A 16,958-nucleotide genomic window follows, 5' to 3' on the forward strand; every position below is an offset into this window, starting at 1 on the left:
CCATGGCGGCTAACAAGCCTACGGAGTACGGAGCATACGGCGCATGGACCATTGTGGGTGGTAAACAAACCTGGATCACTATTACTGACACTACTTTAAATACGACTAAAGTAAAAGTACTCGCTGGCCACACAGCTGCCCTGGTATGGACCATCACTAATGGTACCTGCGCGGCAACTACCGATACCATACTGCTGACCAACTATGATAAACCGGCGATCGCAAACGCGGGCAGCAATCAGAAACATTGTAACGATTCCATTTTCACCATGGCTGCTAACAAGCCGACGGAGTATGGAGCATATGGAGCATGGACCATCGTGGGTGGTAAACAAACCTGGATCACCATTACTGATACCACTTTAAATACTACTAAAGTGAAAGTACTGGCGGGTCACACAGCTGCCCTGGTATGGACCATTACCAACGGTACCTGCGCGGCTACCACCGATACAGTACTGCTCACCAACTACGATATTCCGGCGGTGGCTAAGGCTAATATTGATCAGAAACACTGTAACGACTCCATCTTCACCATGGCGGCTAACAAGCCAACAGAATATGGCGCTTATGGCGCATGGACCATTGTAGGTGGTAAACAAGCCTGGATCACTATTACTGACACTACTTTAAATACTACTAAAGTAAAAGTACTGGCGGGCCACACCGCTACCCTGGTATGGACTATCACCAATGGTACATGCGCGGCTACCACCGATACAGTACTGCTCACCAACTACGACAAGCCGGCGATCGCAAATGCCAATATCGATCAGAAACATTGTAACGATTCCATCTTCACCATGGCTGCTAACAAACCCACAGAATATGGCGCTAAAGGCACCTGGTCTGTGATGGGTAAACCAAGCTGGGTAACGGTTACAGACACCACTTTAAATACTACTAAAGTAAAAGTACTCGCAGGTCATACCGCTACCCTGGTATGGACCATCACCAATGGTACTTGTGCGGCCACTACCGACACCGTGTTGCTCACTAATTATGATGTACCGGCGGTTGCTAAAGCAAACGTGGATCAGAAACACTGTAACGACTCCATCTTTACTATGGCCGCTAACAAACCTACGGAATATGGTACTAAAGGCACCTGGTCTGTAGTCGGTAAACCAAGCTGGGCAATCATCACCGATACCACTTTAAATACAACTAAGGTAAAAGTACTCGCAGGTCACACCGCTACCCTGGTATGGACCATTGATAACGGTACCTGCGCGGCAACTACTGACACCGTGTTGCTCACCAACTTTGACATCCCGGCGGTGGCAAATGCCAACGCCGATCAGAAACATTGTAATGACTCCATATTCACTATGGCCGCTAACAAGCCTACTGAATACGGGGCTAAAGGCGCATGGAAAATAGTTGGCGGTAAACAAACCTGGGTAACCATTACCGACACAACACAGAATAATACCAAGGTGACAGTGTTAGCTGGGCATACCGCTGCACTGGTATGGATTATTTCCAATGGCACCTGTGCAGCAACCACAGACACCGTGCTGCTCACTAACTACGATGTTCCTGCTATCGCAAATGCCAACACCGATCAGAAACACTGTAATGACTCCATATTTACCATGGCAGCTAACAGGCCTACGGAATACGGGGCGTACGGTACATGGACCATCGTGGGTGGTAAACAAACCTGGATCAACATCACCGATACCACTTTAAACACGACGAAAGTAAAAGTACTCGCTGGCCATACCGCTACACTGGTATGGACCATTACCAACGGTACATGTGCTGCCACTACCGACACCGTGTTACTCACCAACTACGATGCACCGGCGGTTGCAAAAGCAAATGTGGATCAGAAACATTGTAACGACTCCATCTTCACCATGGCCGCTAACAAGCCTACGGAATATGGCGCTAAAGGCACCTGGTCTGTCATTGGTAAACCAAGCTGGGTAACGGTTACAGACTCTACGCTGAATAATACCCTTGTGAAAGTGCTCGCTGGTCATACCGCTACCCTGGTATGGACTATTACCAACGGTACCTGCGCAGCAACCACCGATACCGTATTACTCACCAATTACGATATCCCGGCTGTGGCCAAGGCTAATGTGGATCAGAAACGCTGTAACGATTCCATCTTCACCATGGCTGCTAACAAACCCACAGAATATGGCGCGAAAGGCACCTGGTCTGTAGTGGGCAAACCAAGCTGGGTAACGGTTACAGACACCACTTTAAATACTACTAAAGTAAAAGTACTCGCAGGTCATACCGCTACCCTGGTATGGACCATCACCAATGGTACTTGTGCGGCCACTACCGACACCGTGTTGCTCACTAACTATGATGTACCGGCTATTGCTAAAGCAAACGTGGATCAGAAACACTGTAACGACTCCATCTTTACCATGGCTGCTAACAAACCGACGGAATATGGTACTAAAGGCACCTGGTCTGTAGTTGGTAAACCAAGCTGGGTAATCATCACCGATACCACTTTAAATACGACTAAGGTAAAAGTACTCGCAGGCCACACCGCTACCCTGGTATGGACCATTAACAACGGTACCTGCGCAGCCACCACCGACACTGTGTTGCTCACTAACTACGATGTTCCCGTGGCTGCCAGAGCGAATGTGGACCAGAAACACTGTAATGACTCCAGCTTCACCGTGGCCGCTAATAAGCCAACGGAATACGGGGCCAAAGGCGCATGGACTATCGTGGGTGGTAAACAAAGCTGGGTGACCATTAGCGACACCACATTAAATAACACCCAGGTAAAAGTATTGGCGGGCCATACGGCGGCCCTGGTATGGACCATCTCCAACGGCACCTGCGCCGCTACTACCGATACGGTACTGCTCACCAACTACGCCACTGCCAACAAGGCTAATGCGGGACCTGACCAGATGATCTGTAACAATACAAGCGACTTCATCATGCAGGCAAATGCACCGGGTGTACCAACTGCTAAAGGCACCTGGACCGACATCAGCCGGATCCCTGGCAGAGCGGTTATCAAATCACCTAACAGTCCGACTACTGCCGTGACAGTACCTGTTGGCGACACGGTGATACTGCAGTGGGCTATCGCTAACGGCGTATGTGACACCACTTTCAGCAGAGTTACTATCATCAACTATAAGGCTGCCATCACTGCCAATGCAGGACCTGACCAGGAAAAATGTAACACGGCAGCCGACTTCCTCATGAAAGCCAGCCTGCCTGGATCCAGCTCTGCCATCGGCACATGGACAGACATCAGCCGGATTCCTGGCCGTGCCACCATTAAATCGCCAAACGATCCGCTAACAGCAGTAACCGTTCCTATCGGCGACACAGTAATACTGAAATGGACGGTGACAAACGGTACTTGTACCAGCACCAACAGCATTGTGACCCTCATCAACTACAAGAAAGCTGATGATGCCAATGCAGGTCCTGACCAGGAAATGTGTAACAATACCGGCGACTTCAAAATGGCCGCAGATCCAGTATCTGTTCCAAGTGCCAAAGGCTTCTGGTCCATCGTAAAAGGTAATGCGGTGATCAAATCTATCAACAGTCCTACCTCCCTGGTAAATATCAACGTCGGTGATACCGTTACCTTACGCTGGACCGTTACCAACGGCGTATGTAGCGCTACCTGGGATGATGTGACCCTCATTAACTACCGGATGCCGGTAACTGCCAACGCGGGCACTAACCAGGAACATTGCGACGACGCTACCTTTAAAATGAATGCCAGCGACCCTGGTGTAGCCGGTGCAAAAGGCACCTGGGTAGTCACCAGCAACAATGCCAGCCTTATTCAGATTAGCGATATCAACCTGAGAACTGCCACCGTTACTGTTCCTGCCGGCGAAACCGCACAACTGACCTGGGTAGTAAGCAACGGTGTATGTGCCGCTACCAGCTCCAGTGTAACGCTGGTTAACCGCAAGCCAATTCTGGGTAACAATATCACGGCCGATCAAACCGTGTGTATCACAGAAACGCCAATGGCTATACGCAGCAATGCCCTCAGCGGTGGTAATGGCGCCTACACCTACCAATGGCAACAAAGTACCACCGGCGCTACCGGACCATTTGTAAATATCCCGGGTGCCACCAGCGATACCTACCAGCCAGGTACACTCGCCGCAAATACCTGGTACAGAAGAATCGTGGCTTCAGGTGCTTGTATCGACAACATCAGTAACGCAGTGAAGATCACCGTGATAACCATCAATCCGATTGTTACCTCCACTCCTCCTGCGGTCACTACTGAATGTGAAAAAGGTAAAGACTATACCACGCTCTTCGGAACACCGGTATTCAGTCACGCACCTTATGACGATGAAAAACTGACCATCACGTACAATGATGCCACCGTGGTAACATCGCCTTGCCTCAGCACCATTACCCGCACATGGACCACCACCGACAGATGCGGACGCTCCGTAAGTGCATCGCAAACAATCACTATCCAGGATACCAAAGCGCCGGTATTCACTACCCCAGCTCCTGCTGACACCACCGTGGATTGCGACAAGGTACCAGCTAGAACGGATCTGAAGGCAAACGATGACTGTGCCGGTGAAATCATCATCCCTGTGGTGGAAGTTCGCCAGGATATTCCAGGCAACTGTGCCAACAGCTACTTGCTGATCCGCACCTGGACCGCGAAAGACGCATGTAATACAGGTGTAACCCTCAAACAGGTGATCACCGTGAAAGACATGACCGCTCCGGTATTCGATATGGCAGCGCCAAAAGACACCACCGTCGATTGCGATAAAATACCTGCAGGCTTTAACCTTATGGCTAAAGACAACTGTACGCCGGGTACCATTACCGTAACGCCAAAAGACTCTATAGCGCGTGATGTCAATAACTGTAACAGCAACTACCTGATTTACCGGAAATGGACTGCCTTTGACCAATGCGGTAATGCCAGCGCAGTACAACAGGTCATTCATGTACAGGATACCACTAAACCTGTATTCAGCATGCCTGCTCCTAAAGACACCGTAGTAAATTGTGATAAAGTACCAGCATGGCCGGTTATCACCGCAAGTGACAACTGTACCGCTAATGTCCAGGTGTTTACCACCAGCAAAACGGTGAAACTGTCGGGCAACTGCGCAGGTAACTACCAGGAAATCCGCTACTGGACAGCTACCGATGATTGCGGTAACAAATCCGTGATGCAGCAAACCATCACTGTACAGGATACCACTAAACCGGTATTCACCGTAAAACCACCGGCAGATACCACCGTCAGCTGCGATAACATCCCGGCTCCCGCTATCGATGTAACCGTAACGGACAATTGCAGCACCATCGGAAATGGCCTGACAGTAAACCGCCGCGTAACAGTGGAAACAATACCAGGTGCATGCGCTTCCAACTACCGCATCATCAGAACCTGGATTGCGACAGATGCCTGCGGCAACACCAGCACCATCACACAGGTGGTAACCGTAAAAGATACCACCAGACCGGTGATCATGCCAGCCCCGGCTGATGTGGTGATCTACTGCCAGGATAAAATCCCGGCTCCTCCGGTACTGACCGCAACGGATAACTGCGATAATAGCTTCCCGAAAAACGCTATCTATTCAGAAGACCCATATGTGGCCGATATCTGTAACGGTTATACTATTGTGAGAAGATGGACCATCATGGATGCCTGCGGCAACAAAGCCAATGATGTTACCCAACGTGTAATTGTGAAGCCTTGCGCTAAACCGCAACTGGAAGCTACCCTGCCTTCCAACTGTTCCGACAACGGCAGAATTGCATTACATAAAGTGGGCGATGTGTATATGCCAACCTACACCCTGGTAAGCGTTACACCTGCCAATGTGGTGACAGGTTTGCCAAGAACACAAAATAACAACGTGTTTAACCTGAACGGCGCCACTTCAGCTTCCTTCATCATCACAGATGGCAGAACAGGTTGCTCTTCCGATACCGTGACTTACAACATCAACTATATCCAGACACCAGTGGTAAACCTGGGCAGCGATACCACGATCTGTGGTGGCAACAGCCTGGTGCTGGATGCAGGCGCAGCTAACTTCGCTTACAAGATCCAATGGTCTACCGGTGCTACCACCCAAAGGATCAACATCAACCAGGCCGGTACCTACTGGGTAAATGTAAGCAACGGCGAATGTGCCACCACCGATACCATCCATGTGGGACTGATTCCAACACCGCTGGTAAGTATCCCTGATACTACCATCTGCCGCGGTCAGTCGGTTAAACTGGATGCCTATGTAGATGGCGCTTCCTACCTGTGGAGCAACGGTTCTACCGCTTCTTCCATACTGGTAAGCACACAGGAACAATTCTGGGTGAAAGTGATGAAATCAGCATGTATCACGATCGACACCATTAAAGTAAGCGTGAATCCGCCACCAGACATCAGCCTGAGTCGCGATACCGCTATCTGCCCTGACCAGTCAATCATGCTCACCGTGAATTCAAACGGTGGCCGTATCCAATGGCAAACCGGCGAAACCAGCAACTCTATCGTCGTGAATAAACCAGGCGGTTACTGGGTAGCGGTTAGCAGAGACAACTGCGTGGTAAGAGATACCGTAAATGTGAGAATGAAACCGGCACTCATGATGGATCTGGGACCAGACAGGAATATATGCCCAGGCGGTACTATTACCCTGAATGGCACTAATCCGGATGCGATCTCCTATCTCTGGAATGACGGTGATCCAAATCCAGTGAAGCAAATCACCCAGGCAGGTAAATACAAACTCGCGGTAATGGATAAATATTGCCAGCGCGTATTCATGGACAGCGTAGCAGTAAACATCACCGGCTTACCAACGGTGAACCTCGGCAGAGATACGGTGATGTGCGTAGGCGAAACACTTGTACTCCGCGCCATGGGCACCGGCATCTCAGGTGTTCGTTGGGATAACGGTTCCAGTGCTTCTTCCCTGTCAGTGACGAACGGTGGTACCTACACCGTCACTGTATTCAACGATTGCGGATCCGCTAGTGATGATATCACCGTGAACTTTACACAGTGCGAACCTAAACCTACCATCCCGAATGCCTTCTCACCAAATGGCGATGGACGTAATGATGTGTTCAGACCAGTTGTAAGAGGACAAATGTTCGAATATGAATTAAGGATCTTCAACCGCTGGGGTGAACTGATCTTCATAACATCCGACAACCATAAAGGATGGGATGGTAAATACAAAGGAGTACCGGTAGATGTAGGTACCTATGTATGGTGGCTCACCTATAAGAAAGTAGCAGGTGGTAATGCCAATGTACTTAAAGGAGAAGTTACCGTAATACGCTAACAACGGTCAACGACCATAAAAAGGAACAGCATAAAGCCAATCGGCTTTATGCTGTTCCTTTTTTACCTGCTTTCACATTTTTCCCTAACTTAGTATAACAAGTAATAAATGAACATATGAGAGTGTATGATACCGTAACCGCCGCCATTTCAGATCTACGTGCACGTGGATACCAGGCTGATTTCAACCTGCTTTTTGATAGCATACAACATAACAGCAACACCATACATCCCCAGGATTTTGAAATCACGGAAACTTATCGTTTTGAAGGTGATAGTGATCCGGGAGATGAAGCCGTGGTATATGCCATTGAAACAAAATCCGGCACCAAAGGAGTGTTGATGTATGGCTATGGTGTATATTCAGAAGATATGTCGGAAGATATGATCCGCAAACTGGGATCAAAATAACGATCTTCATCAAGTGTCAACAGGTCCGGGCAATAATACCCGGACCTGTTGTTTTTATAGTATTTTGACACATACTGGTACTTTTTCTACCGACGATATATATTTCTCCCAAAACAGGGTATTTTCACGGGTTATCACTCAACATTACGCATGTTAAAACGTATTACCTGTTTATTATTGCTGGCAGTGGGACTTTCAAACGTCCTCTATAGTCAGAGCCGCGGCAACCTGGACCTTATTCCCCGGCCGGCAAGGATATTGGCTACCGCCGGCGCTTTTACCTTTACCAGCCAGAGTAAAGTATACAGCACTCCCCGTTTTAAAGAAGTAGCGACCTTATTTGCCAGCGCTACCGGTCTTTCTCCCATTACCTCCTCTTCCGGCAAACCGGCTCTCCATAGCATTGTTTTTGGAATAGCCGATAAATTGGGGCTCCGTGACTCCGCTGGTTATCAGTTAAAAATTACGCCCGATCATGTTTTTATCCTTGCCCTTACCCGGGCGGGTGCATTAAACGGGATGCAATCGCTCTTGCAGCTGCGGTTATTACAGCCTGTTCCCACTGTCATCCCCTGCGCAGAAATTACCGACTATCCCCGTTTTGGCTATCGCGGCGTACACCTGGATGTGTCCAGGAATTTCTTTTCCACCAGCTATATCAAGCGCTTTATTGACCTGATGGCGCTGTATAAAATGAATACCTTTCATTGGCATCTTACCGATGGTGCCGGATGGAGACTTGAAATAAAGCGTTATCCTGAACTTACGCGGATAGCCGCCTGGAGGGATAAGGCCAGCTGGAAGGAATGGTGGAACGGTAACCGCCACTATGCCCTCGAAGGTGATCCAAACGCTTATGGCGGCTATTACACACAGGAGGAAGCCAGAGAAATCGTTGCCTATGCCGCTCAACGCGGCATTACCGTTATCCCGGAAATTGAAATGCCCGGTCACTCTGAAGAAGTATTGGCCGTGTATCCTCAGCTATCTTGTTCGGGATCACCCTACAAAAACTCAGAATTCTGTTTGGGTAATGATAGTACCTTCCACTTCCTGGAAAATGTATTAAAAGAGGTGATGGATATTTTCCCATCTCCTTATATCCACATCGGTGGCGATGAAGCAGATAAAAAGGCCTGGAAGCAATGTCCCAAATGCCAGCAGCGTATACGCCAGGAGCACCTGAAAGATGAAAATGAATTACAGAGTTATGCCATATGGCGTATGGAGAAATTCCTGGTGGCGCACCAGCGTAAACTCCTGGGCTGGGATGAAATCCTGGAAGGCGGGCTGGCGCCTGAAGCTACGGTAATGTCGTGGCGCGGGGAGGCCGGCGGCATAGCCGCAGCGAGTGCCGGGCACGACGTTATCATGACGCCGGGAGGATATTGTTATTTCGACAGTTATCAGGCCGATCCTACAACACAGCCGGAAGCCATTGGGGGCTATCTCCCGCTGGAAAAAGTATATAGTTACGAGCCGGTGCCGGAAGAGCTGACGCCTGCAGCGGCACAACATGTACTGGGCGCACAGGCCACTACCTGGACCGAATATATTCCCAATACTGACCACCTGGAGTATATGATCTATCCGCGTTTACTGGCACTATCGGAGGTAGTGTGGTCGGATACCCTGCATAAAGAATGGACAGACTTTCAGCGCCGGTTACAATCCCACTATCGCTTACTGCAACGGTTACACGTAAATTACTATCGACCGTCGTATGCAGTTACTATTCATCCGGCTATAAATATCGCAGCGCATAAAACTGTTATTTCTTTCAGTACGGAGCAATACCAACCACAGATCCGGTATACCCTCGACGGTACGCTCCCCACGAGCCAGTCGGCTCTGTATACCAGTCCTTTTGAAATACACGGTACTGCCACCGTTACTGCTGCGGTCTTCAAAGACAATAACATGCCGGGTAAACCCGCTTCCCTGCAGCTCGACGATCACCTTGCACTTGGTAAAAAGGTGATCTATAATCTCCCCTACAGCAAAGGCTATCCTGCTCAGCGGGAGTCCACGCTGGTAAATGGCTACCGGGGATCACTCACCTATGGCGATGGCCAATGGCAGGGATTTGAAGGAAAAGATATGGACGTTACCATCGATATGGATCAGGTCACCGCGCTCAAAAGCTTGTCGGTTTCCTTCATGCAGCAAACCGGTCCCGGAGTATATATCCCGGCCTTCGTAGAAGTACTGGTGTCTGACGACAATAAAGATTTCAGGAAGGTAAAACAGATAGATAATGACATACCTGTTACGCAATCAACACTGACATTTAAAGATTTCCGGTTTGATTTAAAGGAGCAGTTGGCCCGGTATATCCGGATACACGCAAAGAACCAACAACATGGTTTTCTCTTCGCAGATGAAGTAATTATCTATTAGCGTTTAGGCCTGCCTGTTAGTGCAATCGACTAACCGGCAGGCCTAAAGGTTATTATTTTCTCTCTGAATTTTTACCTGATCTTTTGCCTCAGCCTGAAATCAACCATGCCATTGAAATTAGGAGCAGGATGGCTGTTCTGGATGGGGATCTGTAAACTTCCTCCACTGGTCGGGGCTGCAGCAAGGCGCGCATTACGCGGGATATTCAGATAAGCGCCCGTTTGAACGTAATTTAGTACCTGCTTGATATTCTGATCGGTAGTATCCCCCCACGGAACATTTACAAAATCATGCGCAAAGGCCCCGAAATCTTCACCGATGCCGGTAAAATACCCGCCCTCTCCTTTTGCATTCATGGTTTCAAAGTTAATGGCGTACAAGTCCGCCAGGTATTTAGCCTGGTGGGTGTTGTCGTACATCGAAATATTAAAATCGATGAATCCTACCGGTTTACCATAAGTGGTATCTCCCACCAACCTCACATTCATATAAGGTTTCAGGTTGTTCAACGTCAGCTCACTGGCGGATGCCGTCCCCCGGGAAACAATAAAGAAAACATTATCCAGCGTGAAACCACCGGTATTGGCCGGGAAGTTTACCTGCGATGCCAGGCCCGCAGCATTCAGGTTCTGCGTAAGGGCTTCATTGTACTTGTACTTGTACATGACCTTCCCTGCTGCAGAAGCAGGAGCAATGGCACTATCCAGGTATTCGGCGGTAGTGGTGGCTCCGCCTCCATTGTAGCGGAGGTCTATCACCAGGTTGCGGATGCCCTGGGATGCAAATTTACCCAGTGTTTGATCCAGTGCTATTTTCGTCGCCGTAGGCTGTCCTTTTTCATTAAATACACTGGCAAAAGTATACAAGCCGAAATAACCGACTTTTACCGGACCGTGATCCTTAGAATTCACGGTATAAACGGTATCAAACAATACCGGGTTGATGTTATAGCTGGCGGTATTAATGGTGCGTGTAATGGGATTGGGCACATTAGGCGCTTTAAACGTCAGCGTAACGCTGGAAGATTTCAGGATGGCATTGTATACAAAGTCGAGCGACGCTGCAGAGGTATTGAAATCGGTCGTCCCATTTACCGCGGTAATCTCCCAGCCTCTCGTCACACCCGCCTGCCCTGCCGGGCTATTTTTATCGGCATACAATACAAACAACCTTACCTTGTTGGTATTCGACACCAGTACTGGCGCATAATCCAGTCCCAGCGAGCCGGTAGCGGCAATATAGGCTTGTGAAGAGACGCCGTTCATTAGCTTGTTGGTGAGGGTACCATCGCGGTCCAGGAAGCTATAACGGTCGAAGGGCCTTGCTGTAGTGGGATTAATGGCATATCGCTTCATCTGTTCCAGCAAACTATCGGCATTGGCAAATTGCTTATCAAAGGGATTCAATACTGGCACCGATTTATTCCAATAATAGGTCGGTAATCCCGTACTGGCATTTCGCCCGCCATCTCCATAGCTCACCTGCATAATCTGGTACATCAGGTACCGCAGGGAATCTTCCTTCATGGCATCTGTAATTACGGGGCCCGTCCCCGGATCAGGAGCGGGGTTATGGTCTTTATGACAAGACATCAAAACGCCGGCACAAAAAACGCCAGCCAGCATTGCTTTTGCTCTTGTAGTAAACAGCTCTCTATACATAAAAACGGTTAAGACGATCTGCGCTGTCGCAACTAGTGGTTGGCCAGTGTTTGCCTGGTCCAGAAGTCAGCAGAATAGTACATGGCGAAATTGTCTTCATACTCACCAGGCATGGGAGCCGCCTGCCCTTTGGCCCGCTTAGCTTCCATTTCCTTTTTATCTTCCCGCTTCATCGCATTCACCTTAAAATGATAGGCAATGGCTTGACCAGCTAATGAGGTAACACCCAAAGTCTTTAATGGGATAGCCACCTCCAATACCAGGTTCCCGGCAGCCTCGTAGGTGCCGGCTGTCTGAATACCAAACGTATTGCGCACTGGAATATTGCCATCTGGTATACCTTCAAAACCTGATACTTTAATTTCTTTAACGTTCGCCAGCACCTGCTTTTTCAGCTCCCCCGCAATCAAGGCCCTGGAAGCTTCAGGAACATCCGGCGCCCCGGTGCTTACATTTTCCGTTAGTGGAAATGTAACAGAAACACCTCCCTTTTTCTTCCCTGTGGCATTCACAGAAAGCGTCAGGCCTGAACGCATAATTTTCATCTGGCTCTTTGGGTCAGGTACACTTACAATTACGTATATATTATCCTGATCGTTGGCTATGGTATAAAATAACTTGGTTTCATTATTATAAAACTGGAGGGGCTTAGGCCATTCAGTGGCTTGTCCGTCTACCTTGATGTTGGCTGGCGCCCACTTGTTAGGTTCATCCTGCGCAGAAGCTTTTACAAATAACAGTAATCCGGCTATTATCCCTGCTCCCGTTGTCAGTGCCCTGTTCATTTTCATGTGCTAATATTTTCAGTTGCACTACAAGGTTAGCAAAGAATTTTGACAATCCACCAATAAAAAGCGTATATGGGGAAAAAGAGTCGGTGAATGGCCGTTTTTGGGGAGTTAACAAGGGAAATTTGGGAGATATACATAGCTGTCATCTCCCAAAGCATACGGTTAATGTTTCAGTTGTTTCAATAACATATCTATCTGTGCCTGCTGTTCGTCATTTCTTTTATGTTGCTCAATGATATACAGGGTTAGTTCCTCCACCTTTTCCAATAATTTACGGTTCATTTCTCCCAGATCCTGCCCTTCCTGCTGTATAGCTGCGGCATCAGGTATGCCTGGGAGGTGCTTATACTGCGCTATATAATGCGCCAGGTCATTTAAAGGTGGTAGTTGATACCCGTCATGGAATACGTAATCCGGCCATGGATTGGCGGAAGTGACTTTTACTCTCCGGGCTGCGATTGTTCCTTCGACCGCTAGTTTGTTCGTACCCGTAGCAGCCGTACCGATACCTACGCTACCATCATTCAGGATAGTCATGCGGATCGGTGCAGTGGCTCCCGCCCTGGCTGTTTCAAAGTAAATGGTTCCTGCGTTGGCGGCACTTAAATGCAAGTCCCTGTAACTTTCAATGATATTGGCATCCCGCTGGTTGGTAACAACATAGTTGCTCGTAGTGTTGCCAATAAACATTTGAGAATTGGCGACGCCGGTATTCACGATAGAAAGTATGTTGGGATTATTTGCTGCTGAAGTGGCCAGCTGCAAATGGTTCGCGGGAGCGGTAGTGCCAATACCCACGTTACCGTCCTCTCCAATATGCATTCTTACACTAGGTTCTCCCCCGGTGTTATTGATCCCGCTCGTTAAAAATTGAAGGTAAGTATCCCAGGATCCTCCTCTGTAAGAACGCACAAAGGCTTTACCGGCGCCTGCGAACTCATAGGAAAGATCACGCCTGCTATCCGGGCCGTAAGGGCTGTTAGGCCCCACCATTACCAGCTTATAATAATTACTGTCGGTGGCGCTTCCAACAGTCAGAAGAGGCACGCTCACGGATTTTTTCACTGACAGGTCTCCAACGGGAGTTAACTTCATGATAAGGTCCCGGTCTGTGGTAAAATCGACTGCCACATCATTGGCCAGCCACCTGAACTGGAAGCCAAGATACGCATAGTTGCTGATGGCCGAATTAATAGATGCCCCGGTTTGAAAGGTTAACCCAGATCTGAAATTGGCACTGTAGAAACTGCTGAAAATATTGTTTCGATAGGTCTTGTTCAAATAGATAGTATCATAATTACCAATCTGGGCCTTCGTTTGCTGGGATAACAATCCTGCGCAAAGCGCCAGGAAAAGGGTTAATTTTTTCATCGTACAGAAAAGGTATTAGGGTTTAAAAATGAATATAAAGAAACAAAAAAAGCAGGGATCTCTCCCTGCTTTTTATAAAAATATTTACCCTGCTGTAAGTCTTTAATACAGCAACCTTGTTTTAATAGTGTGCTCCACTTCTTTGAGCAGCGCCAATGCTTCCTGCGATAACCGGGTATCCACGTCGAGTACTACATAACCAATCTGGTCGTTGGTTTTCAGGTATTGTCCGAGGATATTGATTTTGTTGGAAGATAGTGCGGTATTGATGGCCGACAATACGCCCGGCACGTTCTGGTGAATGTGCAGGATACGGTGTGTATTTTCAATCGGCGGTACGCTGATGGCTGGCACGGTATGCGAACCAAAGCTGGCGCCTTTCTCCAGGTAGTTGAGCATTTTACTGCTCACATCCAACCCAATGTTATGCTGCGCTTCTTCGGTACTACCGCCGATGTGCGGCGTTAAAATAACGTTGGATAATTTCTGCAGCGGCGTACTGAAAGAAGCCCCGTTCTTTTCCGGTTCTACCGGGAACACGTCGATGGCAGCGCCAGACAACAGGCCACTCTGCAATGCGTCCTTCAGTGCTTCCAGGTCTACCACTTCCCCACGGGCGTAGTTAATAAAGATAGCGCCCGGTTTAGCATCTGCCAGCACCTCTTTGGTGATCATGTTGGCAGTAGTTTTACTGGAAGGCACATGCAGGGAAATAATATCCGATTTGTTAAACAATTCCTTCAGGGTACGTTGCTGTTCTGCATTTCCCAGGGGTAGCTTGGTTTCTGCATCGTAATAAATGACGTTCATACCCATGCCTTCCGCCAGTACGCTCACCTGGCTACCAATGTTACCATACCCTACTATACCCAGCGTTTTACCTCTGAGTTCATAACTACCGGTGGCTTCCTTCAGCCAGGTACCATTATGAGCAGCAGCATTCTTATCTACAATCCGGCGAATCAGGATGATGGATAACCCTATTACCAGTTCGGCTACCGAGCGGGTGTTGGAATAAGGCGCATTGAATACCGCCACACCATGCTCTGTAGCAGCTTTCAGGTCTACCTGGTTGGTACCGATACAAAAACATCCTATTGCCTGCAATTTCTTTGCTGCTTCCAGCACTTTACGGGTAACCTTGGTTTTAGAACGTATTCCCAGGAGATGTACATCTTTGATCTCGTTGATCAGATCATCTTCATTCATCGCACCCGACAACTTGCGTACCTGGTAACCTGCCGACGTAAATTCTGCCACGGCGGCATCACTGATATTTTCCAATAATAAAATGCTGATCTTCTCTTTCGGATAACTTGTCGACTTTTGCTGGTCCATAATATTATACTAGATTATATGTGTATCTCTGTGTTGCAATTGGCTTAATAATTGCTGATAGCGGGGAAACAGGGCACAAACCTACTCGATGTTGGGGAATATTCAAATAGTAGGAACATCAAATTCGATTTTATCAAAAAAACACGCGTATCAGGGACTAATTTTGAAGTTTTTTTAGCTTTTGGGCTTAAAAACCCATTAAAACGATCTGAAAACGCTGTTTTTATTTGGCAGTCATACACTTTGAGTATAAATTTAACGCCTTGTATTTTTGTTAAGGGTCATTTGAATTAAGAAAGCTAGTATACACTCCTCTAATGAAGCGATTGAAAGCAGTAAGTATCATTTTAATATCGGGAATTGCGATTGTATCAAGTTGCCAGAGCAATGCAGCGCGCAGGGAAGCAAATAGAAAGAAAGCAACATCGGATAGTGTTCTTTATACATTAGGATTAAACGATACAGAAAAGGAAGCCATCCTTAAATCATCCCGCACCAAACAAATGCAGCAGGAGCTGGAAGCATTTTATAACGGTAAACTTATCCGCAGCGGGTTCAACGGGGCGATGATTGTAGCCAGAAAAGGTGTGGTGATTTTTGAGAAATATCATGGATACGAAAACTCCCGCACCAAGGCGCCAATTATAGACAGCTCTGCCTTCCAGCTGGCTTCCGTATCCAAAACATTTACCGGCGCAGCCGTACTATGGCTCGTACAAAAAGAACAACTCAGCCTGGACGATTCACTGCAAAAGTTCTTTCCCACATTCCCTTACAAGGGAATTAATGTACGCATGCTGTTAAGCCACCGCAGCGGACTTCCGAACTACCTCTACTTCTGTGACAGCCTCTGGAAAAAAGAATCAGGCTTTATCACCAATGACGAAGTAATTAAACTGATGGAAGTACATAAGCCGCCCATGCAGCATCTACCGGGCACCCATTTCCAGTACTGCAATACCAACTATCTCTTGTTGGCGTCTATCATAGAAAAGGTAAGCGGACAGAAATATGCCGACTTCATGACCCAAACCGTATTCAAACCGCTGGGCATGAACAGCACCTTTGTATTTAACCCGGGTAGCGCCGTACACGCACACCAGACACAAAGCCACAAATATAACGGGCAGTTTGAACCCGATACTTATTTCGATGGCGTAATGGGTGATAAAGGTATCTACAGCTCCGCAGAAGATATGCTGAAATGGGACCAGGCGCTTTACTCCGGTCAGTTTCTGAATGAAGCCAGCTTGAAAGCTGCCTATACGCCCTACAGCAACGAAAAACCGGGCGTACGCAACTACGGCCTCGGATGGCGACTGATGGTATACCCCGACAGCAGCAAAAATATCGTGTACCACAACGGATGGTGGCATGGTAACAATACCGTGTTTTACCGCTTTGTACAAGACTCTACTACCCTGATTATATTAGGCAACAAATATAACCGCGGCATTTACCAGGCAGTAAAACCAGTACGTGAAATACTTGGCCACGGTGATGGCGAAGAAGCGGGAGAAGAATAAACCAACAATCAGCAACGATCCTACAGCAGTAGCGCCAGCAGCGCTGCTGCTTTTTTTGTTCCCTGTTGTATCCAAGACCTTAATAATTACATAACAACACCTGTGCATATTTAGCACCGATAGCCATTACATTTGCGATAAGCGTTACCAC

8 protein-coding genes are annotated in these 16,958 nt (G+C 48.0%); 4 read left to right on the forward strand and 4 right to left on the reverse strand.

Annotation, left to right across the window (positions count from 1 at the left end; genetic code table 11):
* From HGH90_RS27970 to HGH90_RS27980, 3 genes are all read left to right on the forward strand, one after another.
* On the forward strand, positions 1-7,310 hold a 7,310-nt coding region (locus tag HGH90_RS27970), incomplete at its 5' end, for a gliding motility-associated C-terminal domain-containing protein (protein ID WP_169192437.1).
* Positions 7,311-7,426: 116 nt separating this feature from the next.
* Positions 7,427-7,720, forward strand: coding sequence for a phosphoribosylpyrophosphate synthetase (locus HGH90_RS27975; RefSeq protein ID WP_168765261.1), 294 nt, complete (start codon positions 7,427-7,429; stop codon positions 7,718-7,720).
* A 150-nt stretch (positions 7,721-7,870) separates the two neighbouring features.
* Complete coding sequence (locus HGH90_RS27980; RefSeq protein WP_169192438.1) at positions 7,871-10,120, forward strand: family 20 glycosylhydrolase; 2,250 nt, start codon at positions 7,871-7,873, stop codon at positions 10,118-10,120.
* A 71-nt stretch (positions 10,121-10,191) separates the two neighbouring features.
* Here HGH90_RS27980 and HGH90_RS27985 read toward each other — a convergent pair whose 3' ends face one another.
* From HGH90_RS27985 to serA, 4 genes are all read right to left on the reverse strand, one after another.
* Positions 10,192-11,781, reverse strand: coding sequence for a S41 family peptidase (locus HGH90_RS27985; RefSeq protein WP_168765263.1), 1,590 nt, complete (start codon positions 11,779-11,781; stop codon positions 10,192-10,194).
* 32 nt (positions 11,782-11,813) lie between these two features.
* Positions 11,814-12,572 (reverse strand): hypothetical protein, encoded by a 759-nt coding sequence (locus HGH90_RS27990; RefSeq protein WP_169192439.1) that lies wholly within the window; start codon positions 12,570-12,572, stop codon positions 11,814-11,816.
* Positions 12,573-12,734: 162 nt separating this feature from the next.
* On the reverse strand, positions 12,735-13,943 hold the full coding sequence (locus HGH90_RS27995) for a hypothetical protein (protein WP_168765265.1): 1,209 nt from the start codon (positions 13,941-13,943) through the stop codon (positions 12,735-12,737).
* 102 nt (positions 13,944-14,045) lie between these two features.
* Positions 14,046-15,281, reverse strand: a complete 1,236-nt coding sequence (gene serA / locus HGH90_RS28000) for a phosphoglycerate dehydrogenase (RefSeq protein WP_169192440.1) — start codon at positions 15,279-15,281, stop codon at positions 14,046-14,048.
* 317 nt (positions 15,282-15,598) lie between these two features.
* On the opposite strand from serA, the gene HGH90_RS28005 reads away from it, so the two are divergent.
* Entirely contained in the window at positions 15,599-16,807 is a 1,209-nt protein-coding gene (locus tag HGH90_RS28005; RefSeq protein ID WP_248277082.1) for a serine hydrolase domain-containing protein, read from the forward strand.
* The last annotated feature ends 151 nt before the right edge of the window (positions 16,808-16,958 follow it).

Source organism: Chitinophaga sp. Ak27, from assembly GCF_012726295.1.
In the GTDB taxonomy this organism is placed as follows: Bacteria; Bacteroidota; Bacteroidia; order Chitinophagales; family Chitinophagaceae; genus Chitinophaga.

What these genes read in the sequence shown, in the direction of transcription:
- HGH90_RS27980 (WP_169192438.1), top strand. Translation starts at nt 7,871, where the DNA reads ATGTTAAAACGTATTACCTGTTTATTATTGCTGGCAGTGGGACTTTCA.
- HGH90_RS27985 (WP_168765263.1), bottom strand. Translation starts at nt 11,781, where the DNA reads ATGTATAGAGAGCTGTTTACTACAAGAGCAAAAGCAATGCTGGCTGGC.
- HGH90_RS27995 (WP_168765265.1), bottom strand. Translation starts at nt 13,943, where the DNA reads ATGAAAAAATTAACCCTTTTCCTGGCGCTTTGCGCAGGATTGTTATCC.
- HGH90_RS28005 (WP_248277082.1), top strand. Translation starts at nt 15,599, where the DNA reads ATGAAGCGATTGAAAGCAGTAAGTATCATTTTAATATCGGGAATTGCG.
- serA (WP_169192440.1), bottom strand. Translation starts at nt 15,281, where the DNA reads ATGGACCAGCAAAAGTCGACAAGTTATCCGAAAGAGAAGATCAGCATT.
- HGH90_RS27975 (WP_168765261.1), top strand. Translation starts at nt 7,427, where the DNA reads ATGAGAGTGTATGATACCGTAACCGCCGCCATTTCAGATCTACGTGCA.
- HGH90_RS27990 (WP_169192439.1), bottom strand. Translation starts at nt 12,572, where the DNA reads ATGAAAATGAACAGGGCACTGACAACGGGAGCAGGGATAATAGCCGGA.